At 51.0% G+C, this 26,505-nt stretch carries 15 protein-coding genes; 14 read left to right on the top strand and 1 reads right to left on the bottom strand.

Annotated features, from left to right (window positions below; genetic code table 11):
• Positions 1 to 2: 2 nt before the first annotated feature.
• The 14 genes from IPI29_11560 (at position 3) to IPI29_11495 (ending at position 25,293) form a co-directional block, all read left to right on the top strand.
• On the top strand, positions 3 to 773 hold the full coding sequence (locus tag IPI29_11560) for a peptidoglycan-binding protein (protein ID MBK7413181.1): 771 nt from the start codon (positions 3 to 5) through the stop codon (positions 771 to 773).
• Positions 770 to 1,723: a pyridoxal-phosphate dependent enzyme gene (locus IPI29_11555; GenBank protein ID MBK7413180.1), complete on the top strand. Its 954-nt coding sequence runs from the start codon at positions 770 to 772 to the stop codon at positions 1,721 to 1,723. The genes IPI29_11560 and IPI29_11555 overlap by 4 nt, the downstream gene beginning before the upstream one ends.
• A 3-nt stretch (positions 1,724 to 1,726) precedes the next feature.
• A complete protein-coding gene (locus IPI29_11550; protein MBK7413179.1) occupies positions 1,727 to 3,223 on the top strand; it encodes a DUF3808 domain-containing protein in 1,497 nt (498 codons plus the stop codon).
• 52 nt (positions 3,224 to 3,275) lie between these two features.
• The gene (gene gatB, locus IPI29_11545) at positions 3,276 to 4,751 is read left to right on the top strand and encodes an Asp-tRNA(Asn)/Glu-tRNA(Gln) amidotransferase subunit GatB (protein ID MBK7413178.1); all 1,476 of its coding nucleotides are present in this window, start codon (positions 3,276 to 3,278) and stop codon (positions 4,749 to 4,751) included.
• Positions 4,751 to 5,686: a branched-chain amino acid transaminase gene (locus tag IPI29_11540; protein MBK7413177.1), complete on the top strand. Its 936-nt coding sequence runs from the start codon at positions 4,751 to 4,753 to the stop codon at positions 5,684 to 5,686. Before gatB ends, IPI29_11540 begins: the two co-directional genes overlap by 1 nt.
• Positions 5,687 to 5,719: 33 nt before the next feature.
• Entirely contained in the window at positions 5,720 to 7,849 is a 2,130-nt protein-coding gene (locus IPI29_11535; GenBank protein ID MBK7413176.1) for a 2-oxoisovalerate dehydrogenase, read from the top strand.
• Positions 7,850 to 8,100: 251 nt separating this feature from the next.
• Entirely contained in the window at positions 8,101 to 8,820 is a 720-nt protein-coding gene (locus IPI29_11530; GenBank protein MBK7413175.1) for a tetratricopeptide repeat protein, read from the top strand.
• Positions 8,821 to 8,910: 90 nt separating this feature from the next.
• Positions 8,911 to 15,921, top strand: coding sequence for a T9SS type A sorting domain-containing protein (locus tag IPI29_11525; GenBank protein ID MBK7413174.1), 7,011 nt, complete (start codon positions 8,911 to 8,913; stop codon positions 15,919 to 15,921).
• An 80-nt stretch (positions 15,922 to 16,001) separates the two neighbouring features.
• Positions 16,002 to 18,053: a T9SS type A sorting domain-containing protein gene (locus IPI29_11520; protein ID MBK7413173.1), complete on the top strand. Its 2,052-nt coding sequence runs from the start codon at positions 16,002 to 16,004 to the stop codon at positions 18,051 to 18,053.
• 11 nt (positions 18,054 to 18,064) lie between these two features.
• The gene (locus IPI29_11515) at positions 18,065 to 19,222 is read left to right on the top strand and encodes a hypothetical protein (GenBank protein ID MBK7413172.1); all 1,158 of its coding nucleotides are present in this window, start codon (positions 18,065 to 18,067) and stop codon (positions 19,220 to 19,222) included.
• 35 nt (positions 19,223 to 19,257) lie between these two features.
• Positions 19,258 to 22,365 carry a T9SS type A sorting domain-containing protein gene (locus IPI29_11510; protein MBK7413171.1) on the top strand — a complete coding sequence of 1,036 codons (3,108 nt, stop codon included), beginning with the start codon at positions 19,258 to 19,260 and terminating at the stop codon, positions 22,363 to 22,365.
• Positions 22,366 to 22,434: 69 nt separating this feature from the next.
• Positions 22,435 to 23,220, top strand: a complete 786-nt coding sequence (locus IPI29_11505; protein ID MBK7413170.1) for a T9SS type A sorting domain-containing protein — start codon at positions 22,435 to 22,437, stop codon at positions 23,218 to 23,220.
• Between the two features lie 21 nt (positions 23,221 to 23,241).
• Complete coding sequence (locus tag IPI29_11500; protein MBK7413169.1) at positions 23,242 to 24,474, top strand: glycosyltransferase family 2 protein; 1,233 nt, start codon at positions 23,242 to 23,244, stop codon at positions 24,472 to 24,474.
• A 54-nt stretch (positions 24,475 to 24,528) separates the two neighbouring features.
• Positions 24,529 to 25,293: a hypothetical protein gene (locus tag IPI29_11495; GenBank protein ID MBK7413168.1), complete on the top strand. Its 765-nt coding sequence runs from the start codon at positions 24,529 to 24,531 to the stop codon at positions 25,291 to 25,293.
• A gap of 161 nt (positions 25,294 to 25,454) precedes the next feature.
• On the opposite strand, the gene IPI29_11490 is transcribed toward IPI29_11495, so the two are convergent.
• On the bottom strand, positions 25,455 to 26,456 hold the full coding sequence (locus IPI29_11490) for a glycosyltransferase (GenBank protein ID MBK7413167.1): 1,002 nt from the start codon (positions 26,454 to 26,456) through the stop codon (positions 25,455 to 25,457).
• Positions 26,457 to 26,505: the final 49 nt, after the last annotated feature.

Raw genomic sequence — 26,505 nt, 5'->3', positions numbered from 1 at the left:
CTATGACCTTGCCAAAAGAGTATTCGTTCGATCTGCCGCTGAAACGCGGTGCCAAGGGGAAGGCCGTCAAACTGGTGCAGGAATGGCTTTCGCTTCAAGGGGTGGGGCTTACTATTGATGGGAGCTTTGGGCCTGCCACAGAAGCTTCAGTTAAGAAATATCAGACAGCCCGGCGGATCACAACGAGCGGACGTGTGGATAGAGCAACGTTCGATGAGCTCATTGCACCGATCGTGCGAGCCACCTCGCCCCTTACAACTACGAGCACTTCATTTGCTCAACGTGTTGTACAAGCGGCACGCATTCACTTGAAAGAGCATCCGCGTGAAGTAGGCGGTGCCAACGCGGGTCCATGGGTTCGGCTATATACCGGAGGAAAAGAAGGTCCTGCGTGGGCATGGTGTGCCGGATTCGTTACTACGTTATTGCGAGCAGCCGAAGAAGGTCAACCCGACTCCAATCACTCACCGATCAAAGGTTCGCTGTCATGTGATGTCTTGGCGGCGCAAGCAAAGAAAGCAGCAAGATTCGTATCAGACAAAGAACTCTCCTCCGGCGCTGTTGACCGTGCATCTCTAAAGAATGGCGCGATCTTCCTTATTCGAAACAAGCGCAATGCAAACGATTGGACCCATACCGGCATCGTAACAGCATTTTTTGACGAGTATGTTGAAACGATCGAAGGCAATACCAACGACTCCGGTGATCGCGAAGGATACGAGGTGTGTGCACGCAGAAGGAGTTACACGAACATGGACCTTATCCGCCTGTGACAGCCGCGCTCCCCACGTTCGCTGATGTACAAGCTGCAGCCGATCGGATCAAACCCTACGTTCATCGTACGCCCGTTCTTACTTCGCAAGCACTGAACATGATGGTCGGAGCAGAGCTCTTTTTCAAATGCGAGAACCTTCAGAAGATCGGCGCGTTCAAAGCACGGGGCGCCTGCAATGCCGTGCTCATGCTCGACGAAGAAACGGCCCGACGTGGAGTGGTGACACATTCCTCCGGAAACCACGGTCAAGCACTGGCCTATGCAGCTCGACTTCGCGGTGTTCCGTGCACCATTGTCATGCCAAGCAACGCACCGGCGGTGAAGCAGGATGCGGTTGCTGAATATGGTGCAACGGTGGTACTCTGCGAGCCCACACTCCGTGCCAGACTCGATACTATGCAGGATGTGATCGACCGAACCGGCGCACACCCTATTCCGCCGTATGATGATGCCCGCGTGATAGCGGGTCAGGGCACGGCAGCACTTGAACTCATCGAAGATCATCCGGACCTTGACGTAGTGATGGCTCCCGTTGGGGGAGGTGGACTCCTCAGTGGTACAGCTATAGCGGTTCATGGAATGGATCCGTCAATTACCATCATTGGTGCAGAACCTACAATCGCTGATGATGCGAAACGATCGTTGGAAACAGGGATACGTCAGCCCCCTCCCACAACACTGACCATTGCCGACGGACTCCGCACCTCCCTTGGTGAGATCACGTTTGCGATCCTTCGGCAAATGAACGTGAGGATCGTGACAGCGTCGGAGGCATCCATCATTGAAGGAATGTTTAGGATGATGGAGCGTCTGAAGATCATGGTAGAACCTAGTGCCTCAGTAACGCTTGGTGCGATCATCGAAGATCCGCAGATCGTTGCGGGTAAGAAGGTAGGCCTCATCGTCTGTGGTGGTAATCTCGATGTACGCAATCTTCTTCGAATCTGAATCATGCGTCGCTCGGTACTCGTAGTCGCCCTTCTTTTGATCGTGCTCCCTCTTCGAGCAGCAACTGACTGGACTCTCGTACACAACCGTACGATGGAGGCCATCGACCTCATGTACAATCTGGACTTTGGTGCAGCGGAGAAGAAGTGTAATGAAGTGATCGGTCTGGCGCCTGGCGACCCTCGCGGACATTTCTTCAAGTCCATGACCTACTACTACCGCATGTCCTTCAAAGGTGGGTCGAAGAACGATACTGCCTTTTGGGCATTCATCTACCACGCGGACAAGGTCACGAAGGTCTGCGAACAGCTCTTGGATCAGAACGAGAACGACACCAAGGCAATGTTCTACATGGGTGGAACGATCGGGTTTAAGGGGCTTGCTTACGTGAACAGAGGCGAGACGCTAAAGGCGATCTGGGATGGTAAAAAAGGGTACAATCTGCTCGAAGAGGCTGTTGAGAAGGACCCCTCGAACATGGACGCCAAGATGGGGCTTGGCATGTTCCAATACATGATCTCACAGGCGCCCAGTGAGTTTCAGTCAGCGATCAAGCTCGCCGGACTTACCGGAGACCGCTGGGGCGGACTTCGCATGCTTGAGGAGGCTGCAAGCAAGGGCGTGTATGCCAAGCAAGAGGCCAGAAGGTGGCTCTATGGCTTCTACCTAGCGGAAGACCTTCCTAAACGCTCTATTGTGCATATCCGATGGCTAAAGGACTCATTCCCGAGGAATTGGTACTTTCTTCAACAGTACGCAGACATCTCCCTGTATCAGATCCGAGACGCGACGAGCGCTGAACCAGCCTACAAAACCCTTAGCATGATGCCTATCAACAATGGTGATGTATCCTACGTTCGATGGCTGGCGAACTTCCGACTTGGCTATATCTCAATGGCAAAAGAACGGTATTCGGAAACGATCACGTATTACATGGCGGCGTATAACGTTGCAACTACGGATGAGCGGCGCCATGAGTCGGCCGCCTCGATAGGCATTGCCTATGACTTTCTCGGCGACCGTGAACAAGCAATATCATGGTATCGTAAAGCCGGTACACATTCGGTGGCTCAGCGCAACCTCAAAACAATGCGAACTCCCAAGGAGCTTCTTATTGAAAAAGTCTCTTGGGCACATAGTGTAGGTCTATACCATCGAGTTATTTCTTTGGTAGACTCTGTGGTTGGAGCAAAAGCGATCTCAGACAATGAAACACTAGCGCAAGTGCTTTACCAGCAAGGAGTTGCGTGTTATGAGACCGGAAACTTTGGCCGCGCCGACAAGTGTTTCACTGCCGTCTTGGGGATGCAGGGAGCAGACGCGTGGATACATCCATATTCACATTATCGCCTTGGCATGACCCTCGTAAAACAGGACAAAACAGCTACGGCCAAACAGCATTTTGCACGGGTATTGGAGTATGAAGATTACCCATCTGAGGACGTTCTCAGAAAGCGAGTTGCACGGGAGATGAATGCGCTTGAGCGAAACGGCAAATGACCACCGTTGATTTCCGTACTTTTGAGGCCCTTTAGACCTTACGGAAGTTAGAATGCGGTCAGGCTACGAAGCCGTCATCGGACTCGAAGTACACGCGCAGCTCACAACTGCGTCGAAGGCTTTTTGTTCCTGCCCAACAGAATATGGCGCTCAGCCAAATGTGAACGTGTGTCCGATCTGTCTTGGACATCCCGGAACCCTTCCTGTTCTCAACAAGAATCTTGTGGCATTTGCTGTTACGATGGGGCTTGCAACGCAGTGCTCCATTCGGGAAACGTCTACATTCTCTCGGAAGAACTACTTCTATCCGGACCTTCCCAAAGGATATCAGATCACGCAATACGCGGACCCGATCTGTTATGGTGGCTCCGTAGAGATCGAAACAGACAATGGGGTCAAGCACATCGGCATCACCCGGATCCATATGGAAGAGGACGCCGGGAAGAGCATACATGATCTGGACATCGACACGCTGGTGGACCTTAATCGTGCAGGTGTGCCCCTTATCGAGATTGTAAGTGAGCCCGATATTCGAACTCCTCACGAAGCCTACCAGTATCTCCAGCAGATCCGTCAGATCCTTGTCTACCTCGGCATCTGTGATGGAAATCTCGAGGAAGGTAGCCTCCGTTGCGATGCCAACATCTCCATTCGTCCGATCGGACAGGAGAAGTTTGGGACGCGACGAGAGGTCAAGAATCTCAATTCGTTCCGCAACGTCGAAAAAGCCATCGAATACGAGATCGGAGCTCAGATCGATATCGTTACGAATGGCGGAACCGTGATCCAGCAGACCTTGATGTGGGATGCCGCGGCACAGCAGACCAAGGTCATGCGGTCCAAAGAGCTTGCACACGACTATCGCTATTTCCCGGAGCCGGATCTTGTTCCGGTTGTTGTAAGCGAGACATGGCGCGAAGAACTGCGAGCCGGTCTTCCTGAACTTGCACTTGCCAAGAAACGTCGGTTGATCGAGCAGTATGGCATACCGGCCTATGATGCAGGGATCATGGTGGATGACGGAGAGGTTGCTCAGTTTTACGAGACCACCTGTTCGCTCCTTGAGCAGCGGTCTGTAGAGGCATTCAAACTTGTCAGCAACTGGACGATGACCGAGATGCTCCGCATCATGGGTGACAAGAAGTGCAGCATCAATGAAGTTGGGGTATCCTCCCAGCAACTTGCATCGCTCGTTGATGCGATCACCTCCGGTTCGATCAGCAGTAAAACAGCGAAAGAGCTATTCCCGGATATGGTTGGGAGCGGCCGTACAGCACAAGAGTTCATCGAAGAGCGCGGTCTTCGTCAGATCTCTGATGAAGGGGCTATCAAGACAATGGTAGATGAAGTAGTTCGGAACAATCCGGACAATCTCAAGAAGTACATCGAAGGCAAGACGAATCTCTTTGGATTCTTCGTTGGACAGGTACTCAAGGCATCTGGTGGATCTGCGAATCCCACGATGGTGAGCGCTCTGATGAAGGAGGCACTTGAGGCATCACAGAGCTCGAACACGGTGGAGGAATAATGCCGATCACGCCAACACGTACGATCTGGAAGAACGGAACCTTTATTCCGTTTGAAAAAGCGTCTATCCACGTTCTCTCGCACGTGGTGCATTACGGCTCATCGTGGTTTGAAGGGATCCGCTGTTACGAAACAGCCGAAGGTCCTGCCATCTTTCGATTGCAAGAACACATGCGGCGGCTCCATCAGTCGCTGAAGGTGTATAGAACGCAATTGCCATTCAGCGTTGATGAGCTCTCGGAGGCAGCAGTTGACCTTGTGCGACGCAACAAACTCGGACGTTGCTATATCCGCCCCTTTGCGCTTCGTGGGTTTGGTGATATGGGCGTCTACGGACTGCGTTGTCCACTCGAGGTCTACATCGCGGCATGGGAATGGGGCGCCTACCTTGGTGACGATGCTTCGGACAACGGTGTTGATGTTTGTATCTCCTCATGGGACCGCATCACACCCAATGCACTTCCGTCGATGGCCAAGGCTGGCGGCAACTACATGAACTCACAGCTCGTGAAGATGGAAGCTGTGGAGAATGGTTATGCAGAAGGGATCTGTCTCGATACCTATGGCAATGTTGCTGAAGGATCGGGAGAAAACGTCTTTATTGTGGTTGATGACGAGCTCATCACGCCCCCTTCAGCATCATCACTCTTGCCGGGTATCACGCGCGACACAGTGATCACCCTGGCTCATGAACTTGGCATCAATGTTCGCGAACAAGATATTCCACGTGCGATGTTGTATACGTGCGATGAGATGTTCCTAACCGGTACAGCCGTGGAGATCACGCCTGTACGTTCGGTGGACAGGATCGCTGTGGGCAGAGGAAAGGTTGGTACGATCACACGTGCCATGCAGCAAGCGTTTCATAAGATCACGGTGGATGGAGAGGATCCGTATGGATGGCTCACTCCCGTGAAGAAAACGCGTTCCAAGTAAGAACAAAACGAACGATAAAATCTGGAGACCATCATGGCCAAGGCCAAGAACAAGAACACGGTACAGAACGCGGCACCGAAGAGTACATCGAATGGGAATGGGGCTGCAAAGACACAGCGCACAGACCTGTTTGATATAACCGGATTCGACAAAGAGACCCTTCTGAGCTGGTATACCACACAGCACCTTGGACGCAGGCTGGATGAAAAGGCTGCGAACTACCTAAAGATGGCCAAGGGCTGGTCCTATCATGCCCCATTTGCAGGACATGATGGGATCCAGCTTGCATTGGGCAAGGTATTCCGTCCGGGCAAAGACTTCTTGTTCGGTTATTACCGAGACATGCTTACCTCTCTTGCCGCCGGTCTTACCGTTGAAGAGATCATCGCAAACGGTCTATCCAAGGATGCCGATGTTGCGGGTGGCGGACGTCACATGAGCAATCACTTTGCAAAGATCTCTATCGGACTACAGAACGGTTCCTCTTGCACCGGTAATCACTCTCAACAAGCAGCCGGCACTGCGAGGTCGATCAAGAAGTTCAAGGGTGATGAGGTGGTCTACTGCTCCACGGGAGACAGTACAACCTCCGAGGGGTACTACTACGAAGCAGTGAACGGTGCCGACAGAGAGAAGCTCCCCCTTGTCTTTGTGATCCAGAACAACAAATACGGCATCTCGGTGCCCCTTCGTGAGCAGACTGCAAACCCCGTTGTTGCAGAGAACTTCAGTGGGTTCACCAATCTTAAGATCTTCATGTGTGATGGTAGAGATCCTATGGACTCCTACCGCACGATGATGGCTGCTCGTGATTATGCGTTGAGTGGTAAGGGGCCTGCCATGGTCCATGCAGACTGTGATCGCATTGGCTCGCACTCAAACTCAGATAATCATGAGTTGTACCGGACAAAGGAAGACATTGATTCGATGAAGCTGCGCGATCCGTTGCCACGCATGCGGGCCACCCTCATTGCGGCAGGTATGGCAACAGATGAAGAATTGACAGCAATTGAAGAGGCCAACAAGACGGCGATCTTTGCTGCTGCGGATGCTGTTGAGCCCCTTCCCGACCCTGCACCCGAATCATATAAAGACTTCCTCCTCCCTGAGCCGGTTGTTGGGTATGATGATACGTCGGAGCAACGATGGGTCCCTGCTGAAGACGCCCCCGTATTGACCTTCCGCGAAGGCATTGTGGAAGCCATGAAGGGCGAGTTCCGTCGCAATCCGGCAACCTTCCTATTCGGACAGGACGTAGCATCAGAGAAGAAGCAGGGCATCTTCAATGTCTGCAAGGGTATGCTTGACGAGTTCGGGAACGACCGAGTCTTCAATGCCCCGATCGCCGAGGACTTCATTGTGGGTACGGCCAATGGCATGACGCGGTATCGTGATGACATCCGTGTTGTTGTGGAGGGGGCAGAGTTTGCCGACTATTTCTGGCCGGCCATGGAGCAACTGATCGAGTGTACGCATGACTATTGGCGTACAAAGGGTCAGTTCTCACCTGCCGTTGTGATCCGTTTGGCATCCGGCGGATACATCCAGGGCGGACTCTATCACTCGCAGAATCTAGAAGGCACGTTTACGACCCTTCCTGGTCTCCGTGTTGTGTGCCCGTCGTTTGCTGATGACGCCATCGGTTTGATGCGGAACGCCATCCGGTCGCGCGGGACGACCATGTTCCTGGAGCCCAAGTTCCTCTATAACTACCGTCCAACCTCCACTCCGATGCCACCGGATGACTACATCATCCCATTCGGCAAGGCCAAGATCCGCCGTCCAGGCACGAACATTACCGTAGTAACGTACGGCACACCGGTTCACTGGAGTCTCCAAGCAGCTGAGATCCTTCAGAACGAGGGAGTAAGTGTAGAGGTCATCGATTTGCGGTCATTAGCTCCTTGGGACAAAGAGATGGTCTTTGAGAGCGTAAAGCGTACCGGCCGTTGTGTAGTTGTTCACGAGGACAAAAAGACCGGCGGTTTTGGTGGTGAGATCGCCTCTTCGATCAGTGAAGAGCTCTTCCGATACCTTGATGCCCCGGTTGCGCGGCTAGGGTCCAAGGATACCCCTGTGGGCTTTGCAAAGAGTCTAGAGAAAGCCATTCTTATCAACGTGGATGACGTGGTTGAGACGATAAGAAAGACCATGGCTTTCTAGGGTCGGTGTGAATAACTCCTGACAGTGTAAGGGGTCAATTGCCCGTAAGCCGTTTTGCAAGTATGGCTTAGGACATTTGACCTCTCTCATCTTTCCCTTTGGTGGGTACGTAGAACCGCGATATATTTGCACTCTTCGTTCCGTGGGCTTGGTACGCCCCCTGCGTACCTATGGCCAACGGATTACGAAGTTTCGACAATGAACGTACGTCTTCATGTGAGGGCGTGCATACGAGAGCAACAGAGGAGTGCATGAGCACAGAACAGCAAGAAACAGTACTAGGTAAGCCAACCGAGCCACGTGCCGGTGGAGCCGGAGTAGAATCATTTGTTGAGCAAGCACGCACACAATGGAAAGCCATTGTTGGAGTTGTGGTTGTTATCACATTTGCGGTAGGTGCGTATTGGTGGTACACCAATGACAAGGCCGAGCGCAATCAAGAAGCATCCACGCAACTGTCCCGCGTGCGGATGGCATTTGATATGGGTGATTTTTCGAAGGCATTGACGGGAGATTCTCTTCCGCCTGTGGGAGCCGACAAGGTTAAGGGGCTTCTTGAGATCAGTGAGGAGTATGCCGGGACCGACGCAGGATCCGTAGCATCGCTCATGGCTGGCAATGCATTGTTGAATTTGGGCAGGTTCACTGAGGCTCAGTCTCAGTTTGAGCGTGCACAGTCTTCCGATGCTCAGATCATCGAAGTTGGTGCTTTGCAAGGACTTGCGTCCTGCAAGGAAGCTTCGAAGGATTTTGCGGGCGCAGCAGCATTGTATGAGCAGGCAGGTACTCAGGCGGCGAAAAGTGGCCTTGAGGACCGTTGCTACTATAATGCAGCACTTTGTTTTGAAAAAGCCGGGAATAAGCCTAAAGCCATAGAATTATACACCTTAGTGGTGAAGAAATTCGAAATGTCAGAGATTGCAGCCTCCGCTCGCGGGGGTTTGGCAAGGCTTGGCATGGCAATTGATTAGGAACCCTCGGCATTTTGTGCCCTTTTCCCTATTTGAAGCGAAAAAAGAGTGAAAGAATTAAAGCATAAGGTTTTTACAACTGGAGGTTGTATGCAACGTTGGTTTCGTCTAAGCAGCTTGCTGCTTGTGCTAACCACGGCATTTAATGTGGCTCTGTCTCAGAGTTACGTGGAGGTTCGTGGTAGTCTTCCTCCGGGATCGGTGCGCGTATTCGTACGTGACACCATTTATCGTATCAGTGGGTCGTACACCGTAGGTGGAACGCTTCTGATCGAGCCCGGAACACGTGTTGAGTTCCTGCCGAACGGTCGGCTGGTAGACTCAACAGGTGGTCGTATCATTGCTGATGGACGTGCGTCTGCGACGTATGATCCAAATGCAGTGAATCCGTTGCTTCCACCGTACACGGGCTATGATGACCCGACGTACTTTGGAGCACCAGGCGTCGTGGCTTCCACGATCGCTACGGAGCCGACCATTCACCCGTCGAAGTATCCTACGATCTTCAACGTGGATCTTGGTTCGAATCCGAACCTTCAAGGTTTGACGCCAGCCAAGGCTATTATGTACAAGGCTGCCCGACTCGAACTTGGATCGGTCATTTCAGCCATTCGTCTGAATCCTTGGTTCCGTCCAACGGGTCAGGCGATCAACGTTCGTGCAGCACGGATCACATTCGTTGCTGGCGACGTAAACAACTTCTCGCGCGAGTGGGGTCACATCGTGGTCCTTCCTGGTTCGAGAGCAGCGTTCTTCCGTGATGTAGACTTCTTGAACTTCCGTAAGGACACAACGGTCGACAACGAGCCGGTGTACCTTTCGAACAATTCAGGACAGTCATTCACGCGTCCGCAGGCAGAAACGGCCAACGACCTGCTTCTTCGCGCCTCAAATGGTGGCGGTGGAGCGATCACAACGTTCTCTTCGCGTACTTGGATCATTGGTTGCGTATTCCGCAACAACATGGCTCGCTACCGTGGTGGCGCTCTCCAGGTTCTCCAAGCACCGGTTGACCAATACGCAAGCACAAGCCTGCAACTTTGGCCGATCATTTCTCAAGCTACGATCAATGCATTGCCACAATATCCGGCAACTGTAAATCCATTCTTGACAGACCCAACGACGGCTCAGCCGATCAATCAAGGTCTCCGCATCACAGACCGTATCTATGACTCAGCTCCAGAAACGTTCACAGATGTAGACCGTCAATCGATCGACGATGCACGTCTTGCGATGTATCTCGGCCGTATCCGCCAGATCCGATTCACTTCGAACCGCACACTTCTCTCCGATGTGGACACAGTCCGTATCGGTGGTATTCGTGTAGTTACAGATGCTAATCGCCCGGCAACAGTATTTGCTACACCGGGACGTTCACAAAAGAACGAATCGTTTGGTGGTGCTGTTTACATTTCGGGTCGCAACCCAATGATCGTTGGTTTCGGTATCAACGATTTCCAAGGCAAGGACACAATCGAATTCAACAGCAACTATGCCGAGAATCGTCAGCCATCAACAACGGTTGGTAACAACGTGCGCACTTCTGGTGCACGCGGTGGTGCTGTACACGTTGCTGATCAAACAAGTGTGATCTTCGCCGGTCGTTATACGACGAACAAGACAACAACACCGTTCATCACGGACGTATCGTCTGATCCAACCAACTCGGTTGGCAACTTCTCCCAAGGTGGCGGTATCTATGCTGCATCGGGAGCTCGTCAGATCCAGATCCGTGGTAACCTAGACAACAACCCACCAACGCACTTCCTCGGCAACGAGTCAGCTCGCGGTGGTGCAGTTTATGTTGCAGCTGGTGTGAACGATACACTCGTGTCCCCGTGGATCGGTGGCTCTGATGGTATCATCAATGCTCGCAATTATGGTTTCAATATCAAGTTCCGTGACAATCGTGCATCCGTAGACGGCGGTGCTGTCTTCACAGCTCGCAACATGGTGATGTACGGTGCAGGTGGAACGAGTGGTCCACTCTGGATCTACGGAACCAACTATGGTGTAGAATTCCAGAACAACACGGCTAACTTCTCGGGTGGCGCTATCTGCGTTAATATCCCGAATAACCTGCCGATCTGGCGCCGCACACTTCGCTATGTACGTGGTACCTTCTTCAACAATCGTGTTGGTGAAGTTGCTGATAGCTTGAAGGCAAGCGTACGTGGTGGTGGTGGTATCTACTCTATCAATGCCGATCTTAACGTTGTTAAGGGTGTTGAATTCCGTGCAAACAAGGTATGGAATGGTAATGGTGGTGCTATTGCTGTTGTTACACCTGATACGCTTACACGTAAGCGCTTCTTTGTAACAGACCTTGATGAGATCAATTACAACAGCCTCGGCGTTGCAACTGGTTACATGCCGCGTAATGAAGTCTTCACCTTCCAGACATCTACACCACGTGCAGATGAGCGCATGCTTACGCGCTTCTATGACAACGTCGCTACTGAAAACCCACTCCGTCAAGGCAGTGGCACAACTCAGCGCGGTGATATCAAGGTGGTTCACCCAGGAACAACACTCCGTGAAAACGGAACGGGTCTTGGTGGAGCATACTATATCCTTGATAGCGTTCGCGTTCGTGTAGACACAGTTGCCTTCGACCGTGTTCGTTTCCAAAACAACACAGCGTTCACGGGTGCTGCTGTTTACTCTGACAACTACGATCTCAAGCTTGCATTCGCTCGCTGTCTCGTAACAGGTAACAAGGCTGTGTCCGATATCGGTCGTGCAAACGATTCGATCCGCGGGCCACTCGTCAACACTGAGAATCCGGCATCAAGCGATCTCGCTGGTGCAGTTCTCTACGGTGAAGTGACTGGTCCACTTCCATGGACAACGTATAGCTTTGCTGCGAACTCCATCTACGATAATGATGCTCGCTTCATCATCCGTCTTCCAGATGCCCAAGACACCAAGGGTGTTCTTGCAGGCACAACTGGTATCGGTTTTGGTGGCGTTGACACACTTCGTGGTAACTACTGGGGTCGTACGGAAGCGAACATCAACACGATCCTTCCGGTATCGGCTAACAATTCATCGTTCGGTCGTATCCAAGAAACGTTCTTCATCGCTGGCAATGGCAAGACGCACATGCGCTTCATGCGCCAAGCTTCGAACAATGTAACTGAGCAAGGACCATTCGAATCAGCATGGCGTTACAACTACAAGCCGATCCCAACGTGGACCATCCCAGATACACTCCTTCTTGAAGGTCGTATCTATGATATCTTCGACAAGGGAACGGACATCAAGACAGCGGACTATTCAAATCGCCGCATGTCACCGATCGAAGACTTTGCAGTTGGTATTCCACCGGTTCTTAAGGTCTACACAGACCCAACGATGCCGTCGTACAACAAGTATGTAAAGCGCACAACTCGCAATCCATTCGATGCCGAGATGTATGCTGACATTGCTGCTGTACAAACAGAGTTCATTGGCAACCATCCAATTGGTTATCCGGTGTTCCTCGAGGCTCGTGCCGACTACAGTGCAACTGCTGAGATCAGCAATAACGACCCACGTGCTCTTAACGAAACAGTATTCTTCGTGATCAATGAGCGTACAGGTGACTACATCCGTACGAACATGAAGCAGAAGAATCTTACGGACACGATCTTCCGCTCACGTGTGGAACTCGTACCGGATTCAACAAACGGTGGTGACCCTAACATCCGTCGCGCCTACGAAGGTCTTGCTACGTATGGTACGGGTGCAACACTTCTTTCCTTCATTGCCGACAATGCAGTAGCAGAAGATTCTTCAGCACTTCAAGGTCGCAAGTGGGAAGGTTCAACGATCCTTGGCGAACTCGGCGGCAACGACTTCCGTCTCGGCAACCGTCCTACACTTCCAACATCGAACGCTATGAATGGCGACGGTGGTAAGGAAACGTACTTCGGTGGTGAGCGCTATCGTGCACTTCCAGTTCGTGAAGGTGACCAAGTAACGATCGTATCCCGTACTATCCTCTGGAAAGACGGCGTTGTGAATGCTATCAACGGTGGACTGACGTTCACAGTTGGCAACAACACTAATCCGCCGCAGTTCACAGGTGCAGCTGATACACTCGGTACTTCGCCTCTCATCCATCCAGAGATGCGCAATCGCGTGTTTGTATCGGAGAATCGTCTCTATACACCAGTAACTGCAGCACAATCACCTCGCGGTGGCGGTCGCGGTAGCTGGTTCAATGAGCCACCGAGCTATCCTTCGGATGCTACGGGTACACCGATCCCTGGTCAAGACATCTACGAGCGCGATTCGATCTTCACGATCACAGCTGTTGATGTTAACAAGTTCTATGACCCACGCGTCATCAACGACTCAACATTCAATTCGCAGCTTTCGTACTTCTGGAACATCACAACTGGTAACTCTGCTCTTCGCTATTGGCTTCGCGACACCCTCGTGAGAGCATCTAGCACGAACAATCCACGTTGGGGTGCACAAGGATATCGTATGCTTCGCGGTCGTCCGATCAACCCGTACATCGTACCGGGTGGTGAAGAGATTGAAGTAGTAACGAAGAACTTCCCGCCTTCATTGGAACTCGTTGATACACTTCGCAAGTCGGGTGTTGGCGAAGACGTGATCTCGAGTTGGTTCTACATCTATCCTTCGTACTTCCATGCAGAAGAATACGATAACAACTCGATCGCTCTCGATCAGCGCAATCCAGACAACACGAACGCTCGTTTCCTCCAGCAGGACACAGTGAACTTCGGTTGGCTAGACACAAGTGCTTATCGCTTCCGCATCCACGTTGTAGACTCAATGCCACGTTTCCTCTGGAACTACCGTGCAAACGCGTCCCAGGCTGTAACGTATCAAGGCATGTTGAAGGGTGATTCCACGATCGTTCTTGATCCAACAACTACGGACCCAGGTTCGTATGATGCTGCAACAGGAACGTACCTCGATACACTCCGCATGTACAACACGGAATCACGCGTTGGACGTCGTTTGGTCCAACCAAATGCTATTCTCGACGAAGTGTACAATGATCCAGCAGCACCGCAACCTGATGATCTCAATGTTCAATTCGTTGCAAACCTTACAGACTCGCTCCGCTTCCGTCTTGACGTGAATACGGATGATGAGTACGAAGACCTTGCAGCAGTTGACACAAATCGTGCTGTTGTAAAGCAGTATGGTGTCTGGGACTTCCGTTACGGTAAGACGGCTTACGGATTCCTCTCAACTTCTATTCGTCAGAATCCTGATGATGTTGTTGTAGATGAAGTTCTGCAGGCTCGTCCGATCTGGCTCGCAACACGCTATATGCGTCGTTATCAAAGTGCTGGAACAGTTGACCAATTCGCTGAAGACTTCACAACGCGCGGTCGCATTGAAGTCCGTATCGATGGTACTGAAGCCCGTGAGATCCTGAAGCCAACAAATGACTTCAATCCAGGAAATCCGATCAACGGTGATCTGAACACTGATACAGTGATGACAGTTGTAGTAAACGACGGACACGGTGGTCTTAACACACTCACCCGCCGTCTGTTCGTTAATGTTCAACCGCAACTTCTTGATGCAAATCTTGCAGAAGCGAATGAAGACGTTGACTACAACGTTGCACTTATCGATTCTTCACGCCGCATCAATGTCTACGATCCAAACTTTGGTCAGGCTCAGTCATTCGAACTCATCTACATTGATGAATCGCGCGACTCGATCCTTGTTGACCCTTACTTCCCTGAAGCTGGTTCATTCACGCTTGATGGTTCGCGTAAGACAACACCGAAGTGGCTCAAGATCAACCCAACAAGCGGTCTGCTCTATGGCACACCACGCGTAACTGATCTGCCGTATGCTGACACGACTGTTCTTGTAACCGTTGTTGTTACAGATGCCGGTCAACTCAAGGACATCCGTTCGTATAATCTTACCATCCGTGCTCGCAACCACGATCCACGTCTGTTCTCTTCGCCGATCGTCAAGTGCGTTGAGCAGGGTAAGCCATACACGGATACACTCAAGGTGACAGACATCGATCTTCGCCGTACACAAGCAGATAACGAGCAGCTTACGTTTGAAGTGATCGAATCAACTGGTACATGGACATTCACACCTGAGCGTCTCTCCAGCCCGATCGCAGATACACAAACTGTTGTTATCAGCACGACGAACCTCACAGACATTCCTGTGAATGGTCGTATCACGATCAAGGTCGTTGTAACTGACCGTCAAGGTGTTAAGGATACGCTCGTGTATCAAGTGGCAGTATCTGACGAAACTGAGTTTGTTGCCGACGTTCGCGTTGAAAACAATCTTGGTGCCTTCCAGATCCTCACGTTTGGTACAGGAAGCAAGACAATTGCAACTACGGGTGACGAAATCACTTCGTTCGGCAATCTTGATTCCAACTACTGCGAGTATGAGTTGCCACCGGTTCCGTACGTCGACGTCTTTGACGCTCGTTGGACGATCCCAACACGCAACGGTATCCTCCGCAACATCTTCCCGTTCAAGAACACGCCGGGTGATGCTATCTACCGTGCTCGCTTCCAAGCTGGTGGCGAAACAGGTCAGAGCTCAGCATACTATCCTGTCAAGCTTAGCTGGTGCCCAGCACAGCTTCCGGCTCTGTCAGACAACAAGGGTTCGTACTACCTGCGTGATGATCAGTCTAACGGTCAATTGTTCGCATATGACATGAAGACTGGTGCAGGTCGTTCGGCAAGTGACATCCGTCTTGACACGGTTGGTGCATGCTACACGCTTGTTATCTCTCGCGATGCTGTACGCGGCTTCATCATTGTCTATGACTTCGCTTCCGGAGTGGACGATGAAGATCCAACAACAGACCTGTCGATCACAAGCACAGCTCCTAATCCATTCTCGACGTCAACAGCGATCACGTTCAACGTTCCAACAACGAAGAACGTAGCAGTTGAGATCTATGATGCGATTGGAACAAGAGTTGCAACGCTTGCGAACGATGTGTTCACAGCAGGCAGCCATACAATCGAGTGGAACGGCTTGTCAAATGGTGTTATGATGTCGAGCGGTCTTTACACGGTTCGTGTAACAGATGGCGTTCGCTCATCCACACAACAAGTCGTGTTCGTCCGCTAAAGCTTCTCAGATGGGGCCGGATTTGATCCGGCCCCACTCTAACACCGAAAAAACAACAAGTCGTAAATCTTGGAGTAACTATGAAGAAACAGGTATTAATTGCTTCGGCGATTGTACTCTGTTCGTTCGCGATCGGTGCAGTGGAAGGTGTGGCGCAACAGATCTTTAACCAGTTCCGCCAACCCGAACTCATCGTTGGTCTCCCGTACCGGGACATCGACAACTGCAACACAGCGCGTTTGAACAAGACGATCATTCAGCCGACGCAATTCGTTCTGCCACCTACGTTCGTGAATGATCTGGACGACGGCTATGCCTTCGTTCAGTTCCCTTCGGGCATTGTATACAACTACAATGGTCGCAACTACACGGGTGTATATGTCAGCGTCAATGGTTTCATCACCTTTGACAACACAAAGCTCGTCCCAGCTAAGCAATCTCAAGGTCTTTTCATCAACTCTTCATCGTATCCAGATAATGTGATCGCTCCGTTTTGGGGAGATCACCGTATCCGTACGTCATCAGATATCAGCCTTGGCTACATGCCATCTGAGATCTCTTGGGTTGTTGATGTAGATCGTAATGAGGCTTGCGATACAATCAAGCCAGTGCGCCGTTGTATCATCATTCAATGGAAGAACCTCAACATCAATGACGCTAGCGTCAATTCAAGTGTTGGCAACTTCCAAGCACGTCTCTATCTCGGTGGTTCGTCGAATAACAATCAGGGAGAGATCGAACTTGCTTACGGGCAAGTTGGTGGCAACCCTAACACATCGAACACAACGGTCGTAACTCGTGGTGCTACAGTTGGTATCAAGGGTAATGGCGGCTTCCCTGGTTTCCTTTCTGACTTCTGGAATGGTCTTCTTTGGGTGCCGGCAGCCGGTGCAAATTCGCGTACGGACTCAACATCTATCTGGCAGCCTTCTGGTGGCCGTTCGGATGCACGCATCCGTTTCGGTTCAATCGTCTACCTCACGTTTGATATGTGGGGCTTTGGCGATGCAGACACATCTGCAGCCGGTGGACAGCGTCACGATGGTCTTCCACAGAACCGTCGGGTTACGGTTAACGATGCTCGCGTTATCATGCGTTCTATCGTAACTAAGCGCCCTCTCGACTCTGTTTGGAAGCGTCAAGCATACCAAGGTGATGTTAATCACTCGGGTCGCTACTACTTCACAAAGCTGAAGCGTGACTTCTCTGCTGACTCAATGGTTGGCAATCAAGTCATCATTTGGCGCCGCACGATCGACGTCGAGCAATTCTTCCCTGGTCAGACCATTGGTCCGAACACAGGAAAGCAAGTTCTTCGCGTGATGTACGAAGGTGATGGACTTTATGGTACTGGTGGCAAGGCTCCTGACGTAAGTAGCCTAAATCAGATCTACTATGAAGTAACTGAGTATGATGCTGGTTTGATCATGCGTTATATCTCGGGTCGTCTGCCGTATCTCCCATGGGTATATGACAACGACACAACAGGCCCGGACTTCGGCAAGGTCAAAGAGACGAAGTATGCTGACAACGTTTCGTTCGGAACCCCATCGAACATCGGTAATGGCCTTGTTCGTGTACCAGTGTACATGAATGGTGTTCACAACGGTGCATTTGGTGTTCGTTTCGAGACAAACGGCGAAATTGTTGACGTGACACCGGTGATGAACGATAAGAACACAGTTGCTATCGACAATACAGCAGATATTGCTGTTGTTGCTGGTAATGGTTCGTTCGATGCATCGCAACCTGTTGCCTACGTTACAATGAAGGAACAAGTATCGTTTGAGTTCTCTAACGTGCGCTTTAATGAAGCCATCGTTGGTTCACATACGGTGAATATGGTTGAGAACGAAAACGGCGCAGCCGTCTCGGTGTTCCCAAATCCTACTTCGTCAAATGTGTCGATGGCAGTAACTCTTCCTGAAGCTGGTAACGTGGTTGTCCGTGTGTATGATACATTCGGCAAGCTTGTCCAGACCATCTTCGACGGTGCAGCTTCTGCTGGTACACTCTCTGCATCATGGAATGGTACAGACGTAACCGGCGCATCTGTTGCTGCTGGTACATACGTTGTACGCGTTGATGGTGCAGGTGTCAATACTTCAAACATGGTCACAATCGTTCGTTGATCGAACGGTCAATGACCTTCACGTTGAAATCTCTGGTGATGTGTATGCTGGCCGCCGTCTTGGCGGCCAGCAGCCTCACCGCTCAGGACACATTAACGATCCGATCCTATCGTGTAGTTGATGTGTGTTCTTCGGAACGGCGATGGTTGATCGCTCCAACTCTCGGGATCGTGAGATCTCAAGACAGCCTTATGTCCTTTGACATTACAATTGGGTATGACACGGCGGTCACTCGACCGACCGATGTCTTAACAGAAGGCACGCTATCTGCCAACCTCGACTACAAGCCGACTCTAAATACGGTTGTACCGGGAGAAATGAGGATAGCAGGCTTCAACATTGTGAGACCGATGATTGGCGACAAACCGATCGTTGCCATCTCTGGGGACTTCAAAGGTTCGTGCTCTGATCTTGATTCACTCTCAATTCCATGGCCGGTAACTTTTAATGAAGAGTTCAAGAGAACAATCTCTGTCTATACGATCGAGCCGATACTCGCTGTTGCAAATGCAAAAACACGGACGAACGTAGGAGTTTTTGCTCTTGGGGACAGTGTAGTGATCAGAGGAAAAGACAGTTTAGGATCTGTAAGCAGTCTGGTCTCTTTGATTGATCTCTCCAGTGTACAGGCAAGTGCTACATACACTATACAAGACACCAACGTAGCAGTGATTGAGAGCGTCTCCCTCACTGATGCCAACTTGATCGAAATAGAGCGGATCAACAGGGGTAAGGTTATCGTCCATTTTTCGCAACAGGGCATAACTAGACCTAGAGTGTTGATCAACCTTCGAAGCGTTACGGCAGCTGAGAATATTCGAACGAAGATCGACATGGAATTGAAGATCAACGATTCGTGTGGCTGTGTAAAGCCAGGCCTTGTCGATACAATAGATGTGATCTGTGAAAACCCAATGGTATATGTTTCATCCTCTGCCGATGAAGACACTGCTGATCTACTGGTTGCTGACCAGAGCATTAGATGCCAGTGTTATCATGGACAGACGAACGCAATCAACGTATACTCGATAGACGGAATGCTCGTTGCCACAACAGGTATTCGTCCGGAGAGTGAAACGTTTTTGTCGATTGATGGTCTTCCACATGGTGCCTACATCATTGTTGGGCATTGTGGCTCGAAAAAATCAGTAACACTGAAAATGAAATGAAGAATCTCTTGATCAACTCATCTGAGGAGTTCCGTATGAATCGTCGATATGCTCTTTGGGGTAATAGCGCTAAGCTTAGCGTAGTTATCCTGCTTGCAGCATTGATCGGCCTCGGTTCGCAAGTGCTGCATGCACAAACGAACAAGCCCGAGTTGCCGACGCTCTCGCTGACAGGTTCTGGAGGAGGCTGGAACCAAACGTATTATCCTGACGGCCGCATCTGGACGTCAAGCCGCGGCGCAAATGGCGATCGTGAACTTCTTGTTCCGGTCTTCATCAAGAACTGCTGGCGGTCGACTGCTGATTATGACGCCTTCCCGATCTATAGCTTCAAATTCAAGGTTCAGTACGACAGTACAGCTCTTGAAATGATCGGTATCGATAAGAATGGACCACTCCGTGGCCCACAATTCACGCCACTTGGTTGCTTGGGTCGTGATTTCGAGTACACAACGTTTGTTGCTCGCGACACAACGTATCAAAGTGTTATCTCGGCTCCGATTCAGAACCGCCTTCGTGGTAAGCGTGTGATGGTGACAGCTGTTTCAGCAAAGCCACTCCCGCAGACCGGTGATGTAACACAACCTTGTGATCAGCGCCCATACACTGAACTGGTGTACTTGCGCTTCCGTGTTGTAGCGAATCCGAATCTGAACCAAGAAAGTGCTCGTACACCGATCATCCTGACCAACGACACTCTCTTCTACAACGACTTCCAAATGGGCAAGGAAATCACCTTCCCTGGTGACGTTGCTCCTGGTGAGTTTGCAGGTCTTGGTGGCGTAGACAACTACTACATCGATGGTATTGGTCAAGAGCAAATTCGTGACCCACTTCGTCCTTCCAAGCCTGGTATGATCTGGCTTGAAGTAACGGATATCTCGCCACGTTTGTCCTTCACAAACGTTGCAAATCCTTCGTTCCGTCTTGTTGACTCCGTTGACCAATCAAACGGTTCACAGTGGTTCGTTGTTGATCCGATCACGATCGATTATGGCAATACATACGATGATCAGCCAAACGGCATGGGTACGCGTGACATTGACGTTATCAACGCAGTGACAGGTACGCGTGCTTATGAGATCATGGTTCAGTCAGATTCAAAGTGGTTGAAGTTCCGTTCATTCCTCAAGGGTGGACAGGGCGAACTGAATCCATTCCCACAGCCAGTACGCGAAGGTTACATCCAGTATATGGATAAGGGTATCCTTGGCACAACACTTGGTGTAACACCATTCGGTGATCCAACTGTTGGTCAGCGTGACCTTAACTTCCGTCTGATCTGCGATCCGAACGAACTTCCAAACGGTGATGAGCAAGAAGTATGCGGTACCTATGTTGGGTACGTATCCTTCAAGTCAACTTCACTTGAGGTTTCGCCAGTTCGTCTCAAGGTTACCTTCATCTACTTCCGTACTCCATACGAGCCTAACGTCTTCGATGAGAACGAAAGTTGGAAGCGCGGTCAAGAGTTCCTCGGTCGCGGTGTAACACTTGAAATCCGTAACTCCAACAGCCCAATTGAACGCACGTACATCACGTTCGGTGTTGGCAACCGTGCAACAGACATGGTAGACACCCTGTTCGGTGAAACTGTTTATGTGAACGCACTCAATTCATTCGGTGCTCGCTGGTACCCAATGGACAAAGACGGTCAACCGATCTATCAGTATGGTCTTGGTGATCTCTTCTCTGCTACGGCACAACGTCCAAAGAGTGCATCACGTGACATCCGTTCGATCTACACAGACACGACTCTTCTGTACACTTGCCGCTTCAATGCCGGAAGTGCACTGAACTACCCAGTTGTTGTTTCGTGGGATACAGACGAATTCACACCTGAATCCGATCTCTTCATCCGTGACATCCTTAATGGTTCGCGCTTCAACGTGAACATGCGTGAAGGTACGGTCACCGGTGGATCACGTCGTTCGTTCACGATCCGTGATGCTGACATTGATGCATTCGTTATCGAGTACACGCTTCCAAAGGTTGCTCGCTTCCCTGTCATCAACAAGGGTTGGAACCTTCTCTCGGTTCCCGTGAACCCATCGTCGAGCTACTGGAAGGACATCTTCAAGAACGCTCTGAACATCCCGATTCGTTTTGCACAAAACTCGTATCAGACAAACGAAACAAGTCTCCAGCCAGGCCATGGATACTTTGTGAAGTATTCTGATGAGATCGACAAGACGGTTGCTGGATCGCGTATCCGCTACATCAACGAGGCTACGTATCAAACACGTGTCTATGATGGATGGAACACGATCGGTTCGCTTTCGTCGCCAACTTCGACAGAGAACGTTACACTTCTGCCATTCGGCTCAGGTGCCTTCCCTGCAATCATTGGTGACATCTATGGCTACGTGACGAACCGTGGCTATATCGCAGTCTCTGAGATCCAGCCAGGCCTCGGCTACTGGATGAAGATCAGCGGTCAAGCATACCTTTCGATGTGCTGTGGTACACTTCAAAAGAGCGGTGTTAACTTCTCTGGTGTTCGCGAATCGATCAAGGCGAATGCAACACGCGTTATGATCAGTGATGATGCTGAGAACGTTGGCGAAGTATTCGTTGCACAGCAAGGAACACTCGAAGCACGTAACGTCTTCGAACTTCCACCGCTTCCACCGAACAATCTCTTCGACGTTCGTTTCTCAAATCACACGTACATCAATGACGATGTGAATCCAATGATCCAGCTTCAAGGTGCTACGTTCCCGATCAACGTTGTTGTAAACAACCCAAGCCGCTCGTACGTTGTAACGAACCCGATCTCGGGTGCAGTTCTCGGAACGATCGTTGCTGGGCGCAATAACACGATCACGATCACAGACAGTCGTACACCGTACATCCGTCTGATGGGTCAAGAAGCAGATCTTACAGAGCTTACTGTTTCTGTATCCCCGAACCCGACAAGCACAGTCGGTATGGTGAACGTAACAGTACCTCAGTCAGGTCGCGTAACAGTAGCCCTGTATGATGCAGTTGGTCAACTCGTCTCGACGATCGTCGACGAAGAGAAGACTGCTGGTATCTATGGCTTCGACATGAACGCCGCTTCGCTTGCACAAGGTCGCTACATCGTTAAGGTTACGATGAACGGCACAACAGCAACGAACTCGGTCTCCGTCGTTCGCTAATTCAATGGTCAATCAAAAGAAAGGGCAGCAGGTAACTGCTGCCCTTTTTTATTCACGGTAGGTGCCGAAATGTTACGACTCTCATCGTTCTTGACTGGACTCTTCTTTGCGGTCGGATCCAGTATGTGCTTTGCACAGACAGTTGAGTTCCCTATCTCATTCATCAACGTAAGCCCAGCTGGGAACAAAGGGCAAATGTTCACGTTCGCGGCACATCCGCTTGCAACAGCAGAGGTTGATACTGCACTTGGGGAACGAGAGATCCCATCAATCCCACCGCCTGCAGGGGTGTTTATTGTCTACACGATACCTCCTTCAACAGAATACCTCTGGCTCAGTCCAAAGGATATTCGACAGATGAAACCTGGGATCAGGTTTCGTGAAGACTATGATGTAAATATCCTGTGGACTGGTGGTACACTGGACATAACGTGGGACTATCCAATGCCGGAGTTGATCGACTCGGCATACCTTGTTGATGCGTTCACGGACTTTCCCAACAACTTCGTTAAGGTAAAGATCGGACCCGGAACGTCATACTCCACGGATAATTCAGCAAGAACCCGATTCAAGGTCTTGGTGTGGTATAATGGAACTACAACGAGCGTCGAAGATGATAGACAGGAACAGTTATCCGTCTATCCGAATCCGAGTTATGATCATATCGAAGTCAACGGTGTGCGCGAGGGATCCGTCATTGGAGTCTTCGATTTGAATGGGGCTCTTCTATCGGAGATGAAAGCTGTAGCAGATCATTTGACGCTCGACACCTCAGGTTTGGTACCCGGCGTCTATGTACTTCGAGTTGTAGCGCCGGACGGCAGCATCACATTTCGCACAGTTGTGCGTCAGTGATGATTAATAGGAATTGAACTCATGAGTGAAGAACAACAAGGTCATAGGCCATCACGCAGGCGCCGACCACGACGTCGGCCAGACGGTACGTCACCCGACGTACATCGCGTTGAAGGCCAACGTCAGGAGCAGCCGCGTCAGGAGCAACCACGTCAGGAGCAGCCACGTCAGGAGCAACCACGTCAGGAGCAACCACGACACGAGCAACCACGTCAGGAACATCCGCGCCAGGATCATCCACGTCCGGACTTCCAACGACGTGATCAGTCGAGACACCAACACTCTCGCGGCGATAGACGTCCACGTGTTGAGCAACTAGGGAGTTCTTCTGTTTCTGTGGTCGTCCCACTGCTTAATGAGGCGGAGTCGCTCCCAGAACTTGCGAAACAGCTTGAAAGTGTCCTTGAGCGTGTGGCGCGCGGTCGCTATGAGGTTCTTTTCATTGACGACGGGTCTACGGATGACTCGTTTGGTGTGATCCAGGATCTTCATACACGGAATAATCGCTTCAAGGCGATACGTTTCCGAACAAACCATGGAAAATCGGCTGCACTTGCTATTGGCTTTGCCGAAAGTAAGGGCGACATCGTGATCACGATGGATGCAGATCTCCAGGATGATCCCGCCGAGATCCCAGCCTTGATCTCGAAACTCGATGAAGGCTTCGATCTAGTTTCCGGTTGGAAGCGTAAGCGTCACGACCCATGGCACAAGACGATCCCTTCAAAGCTCTTCAACTCCGTTACGTCGCGAATGAGCGGGATCAAGCTGCATGACTTCAACTGCGGTCTTAAAGCGTACCGTCGCGATGTGGTCAATAGCGTGCAGGTGTACGGTGAGATGCATCGTTACATCCCGGCATTAGCACATTGGGAGGGTTTTCGCGTAACGGAGATTCCTGTTCAGCACAGAGCTCGACAATTCGGCTCCTCGAAATTCGGTATGAGCCGGTTCTTGAAGGGATATCTCGATCTTTTGACGGTAATGTTCACTACACGGTACATCAAACGCCCCTTACACTTCTTTGGAGCTGTAGGGTCGCTTTTTGCTATTGTTGGACTCATCACGGATCTCTATCTGGTGGTTGAGTGGTTTCTAGGCCATACATCCCTCAGTAATCGTCCACTTGCCCTCTTTGGAGTGGCGATGATCATCGTGGGCGTTCAGCTGATCTCCATCGGTCTCATTGGAGAACTCATCGTTAAGAACAACCTCGAACATCAGAGATTCAGCGTTCGTGAACGACTGACGTAACCTTCCTCCATTCGAACGGTCAATTCAAAAACTCCGCCCGATCTTGGAACACACATGACCCGCTATATCCTTCTCGTGCTATTCCTTCCCGTAGTCCTTGTGGCTTCTGCCCAAGGTCAGGTACGTTTTCGCGTAGCAGCCGGACTCTCAACTGACTGGATCACAAATGACAATCCAGCAGCACAGTGGATGGTAACCGGTGGAAACGATGTTCCTGAAGAAGAAGCAGTATTCGGTGGAGGATTTGATGGCGCACAGATGGGTTGGGGCTTGCGCGCCTATGCTGATCTCGACAAGCAAAAGAAGTTTCGCGTGCCACTTGGGTTTGATTACTTCACCTACAGCGGAACACAGACGATCAAGAGTGAGCGATTCAACGTTCGTGTTACTCACTCGAACGAACTCTATACCTGTTTCACGGGCTTTGAATGGTCGTTCATTGAGTTCCCATGGGCATTCGCCCGCGCCTACATCGGCGCAGAAGCACGTGTTCTGATCGTTGGTGAAAACACGATCTCTTCTACCCGAAATGTGTTGGTAGGCGATACTCTTCAAACCACATCTGGTTCGTACAACGGTAAGCCTTCTGCAACTCGCCTCGGCGCTCTTGCCCGCCTTGGTATCGAGGGCGAGGTATACTACCCTGTCTTCATCAACACCAGCGTTGGATGGGGAGCAATGAACCTGATCGGTCGCGATGAAACTCCCACCGCAGAAGGCGGCCGCGGTGAGCTCCTTACACCGGTCTCCCGTAATGAACCGGCAGAAAGCATTGTGTACCACTTGAACTTTACGTTCATGGTGCAGGTACGCCTCTAGAATTCAGAATAGCGAATAGCGAATAGCGAATAGCGAATCCCTTTCGCTATTCACTGTCCTACGACTTCGTTATGGGCTACCAAGTCATTCACTATTCACTATTCACCATTCGCCATTCGCTATTCGCTATTCGCTATTCACTATTCACTATTCGCTATTCGCTATTCATAAAACGTTTTCTCGAACGCCCCTTGCTCTGGTTTATTGAGGATCACGCGCCAGAACATTCCGCGTATAAATCCCGTGCCGTAGCCGATGAGCTGAACGAATGATGCCGATATGCATCGTAGTCCAGCAAGAACAGAGCGATAGCGGAGAGAGCTTTCTGCAAAGAGGGCCAGTGTATACACGAGCAACGGTACGAGTGTTGTCCAGCCATACGGCATGAAGAGCGTGTAGCCCATTGCAAACACCACATACAGTGTAAATGCAGTTGGGAAGAAATGGGTGATCTTCAACGTGCCGGGGTGACGCAGTGTGATGTTGATGCGCGCGATCCCGCTGTTGTGCACTTGCTTGAAGAATTTCTTCAGATCGGTTCTGCGCTTGTGGTAGACCCATGCATCTGGGATGAGCTGAACGTTATACCCCATAGACATCATGCGGATGCTGAACTCTACGTCCTCACCGAACCGCATGCGAGCAAAACCATCTGTGGCATTGAAGACGTCGCGGGAGATCCCCATGTTGAATGATCGCGGATGGAATGCCCCCCCAACGCGAACCTTGCCACCGCGAATGCCACCGGTTGTCAGGATCGACGTCATGGCATAGCTGATGGCCTTCTGCGTTGGTGTGAACCGCTCGTGTTCCCTGTCCGGTCCACCGAATGCATCAAGCCCCTTATCCGTGACCGCTGCATCGATAGAGGAGAGGTAGTGAGGGGGCACTGTGCAATCAGAATCGATAAAGAGGAAGTAGTCGCCCGAGGCACGTCGGCAACCGTAATTCCGCGACGGACCGGGACCGCTATTGTCCTTGAAGAAATAACGGATGGTGAGCCTACCGTTATAGCGTGTGCAAACGGATTCGGAGGATACGGTAGAGCCGTCCTCAACGATGATGACCTCAAAGTCCGTAAAGGACTGCTGCGTGAGGCTCTCGAGTAATTCGTCGAGTTCGTCCGGCCGGTTGAACACGGCCACGATGATGGAGTACTTCATAGAAGGTGCGCAAAGATACGGTCGCGCTCCGTGCTATCTTTGAGGTTCC

The organism is Ignavibacteria bacterium (genome assembly GCA_016707005.1).
Lineage (GTDB): Bacteria > Bacteroidota > Ignavibacteria > Kapaibacteriales > Kapaibacteriaceae > UBA10438.
Note: the sequence above shows the minus strand (reverse complement) of the source record. Positions and strands in the feature narration are given on the sequence as shown.

Bases quoted from the DNA above. Each gene is read 5' to 3' on its own strand.
- IPI29_11560 (MBK7413181.1), top strand. From the start codon at position 3: ATGACCTTGCCAAAAGAGTATTCGTTCGATCTGCCGCTGAAACGCGGT.
- IPI29_11550 (MBK7413179.1), top strand. From the start codon at position 1,727: ATGCGTCGCTCGGTACTCGTAGTCGCCCTTCTTTTGATCGTGCTCCCT.
- gatB (MBK7413178.1), top strand. From the start codon at position 3,276: ATGCGGTCAGGCTACGAAGCCGTCATCGGACTCGAAGTACACGCGCAG.
- IPI29_11540 (MBK7413177.1), top strand. From the start codon at position 4,751: ATGCCGATCACGCCAACACGTACGATCTGGAAGAACGGAACCTTTATT.
- IPI29_11535 (MBK7413176.1), top strand. From the start codon at position 5,720: ATGGCCAAGGCCAAGAACAAGAACACGGTACAGAACGCGGCACCGAAG.
- IPI29_11530 (MBK7413175.1), top strand. From the start codon at position 8,101: ATGAGCACAGAACAGCAAGAAACAGTACTAGGTAAGCCAACCGAGCCA.
- IPI29_11525 (MBK7413174.1), top strand. From the start codon at position 8,911: ATGCAACGTTGGTTTCGTCTAAGCAGCTTGCTGCTTGTGCTAACCACG.
- IPI29_11520 (MBK7413173.1), top strand. From the start codon at position 16,002: ATGAAGAAACAGGTATTAATTGCTTCGGCGATTGTACTCTGTTCGTTC.
- IPI29_11515 (MBK7413172.1), top strand. From the start codon at position 18,065: ATGACCTTCACGTTGAAATCTCTGGTGATGTGTATGCTGGCCGCCGTC.
- IPI29_11510 (MBK7413171.1), top strand. From the start codon at position 19,258: ATGAATCGTCGATATGCTCTTTGGGGTAATAGCGCTAAGCTTAGCGTA.
- IPI29_11505 (MBK7413170.1), top strand. From the start codon at position 22,435: ATGTTACGACTCTCATCGTTCTTGACTGGACTCTTCTTTGCGGTCGGA.
- IPI29_11500 (MBK7413169.1), top strand. From the start codon at position 23,242: ATGAGTGAAGAACAACAAGGTCATAGGCCATCACGCAGGCGCCGACCA.
- IPI29_11495 (MBK7413168.1), top strand. From the start codon at position 24,529: ATGACCCGCTATATCCTTCTCGTGCTATTCCTTCCCGTAGTCCTTGTG.
- IPI29_11490 (MBK7413167.1), bottom strand. From the start codon at position 26,456: ATGAAGTACTCCATCATCGTGGCCGTGTTCAACCGGCCGGACGAACTC.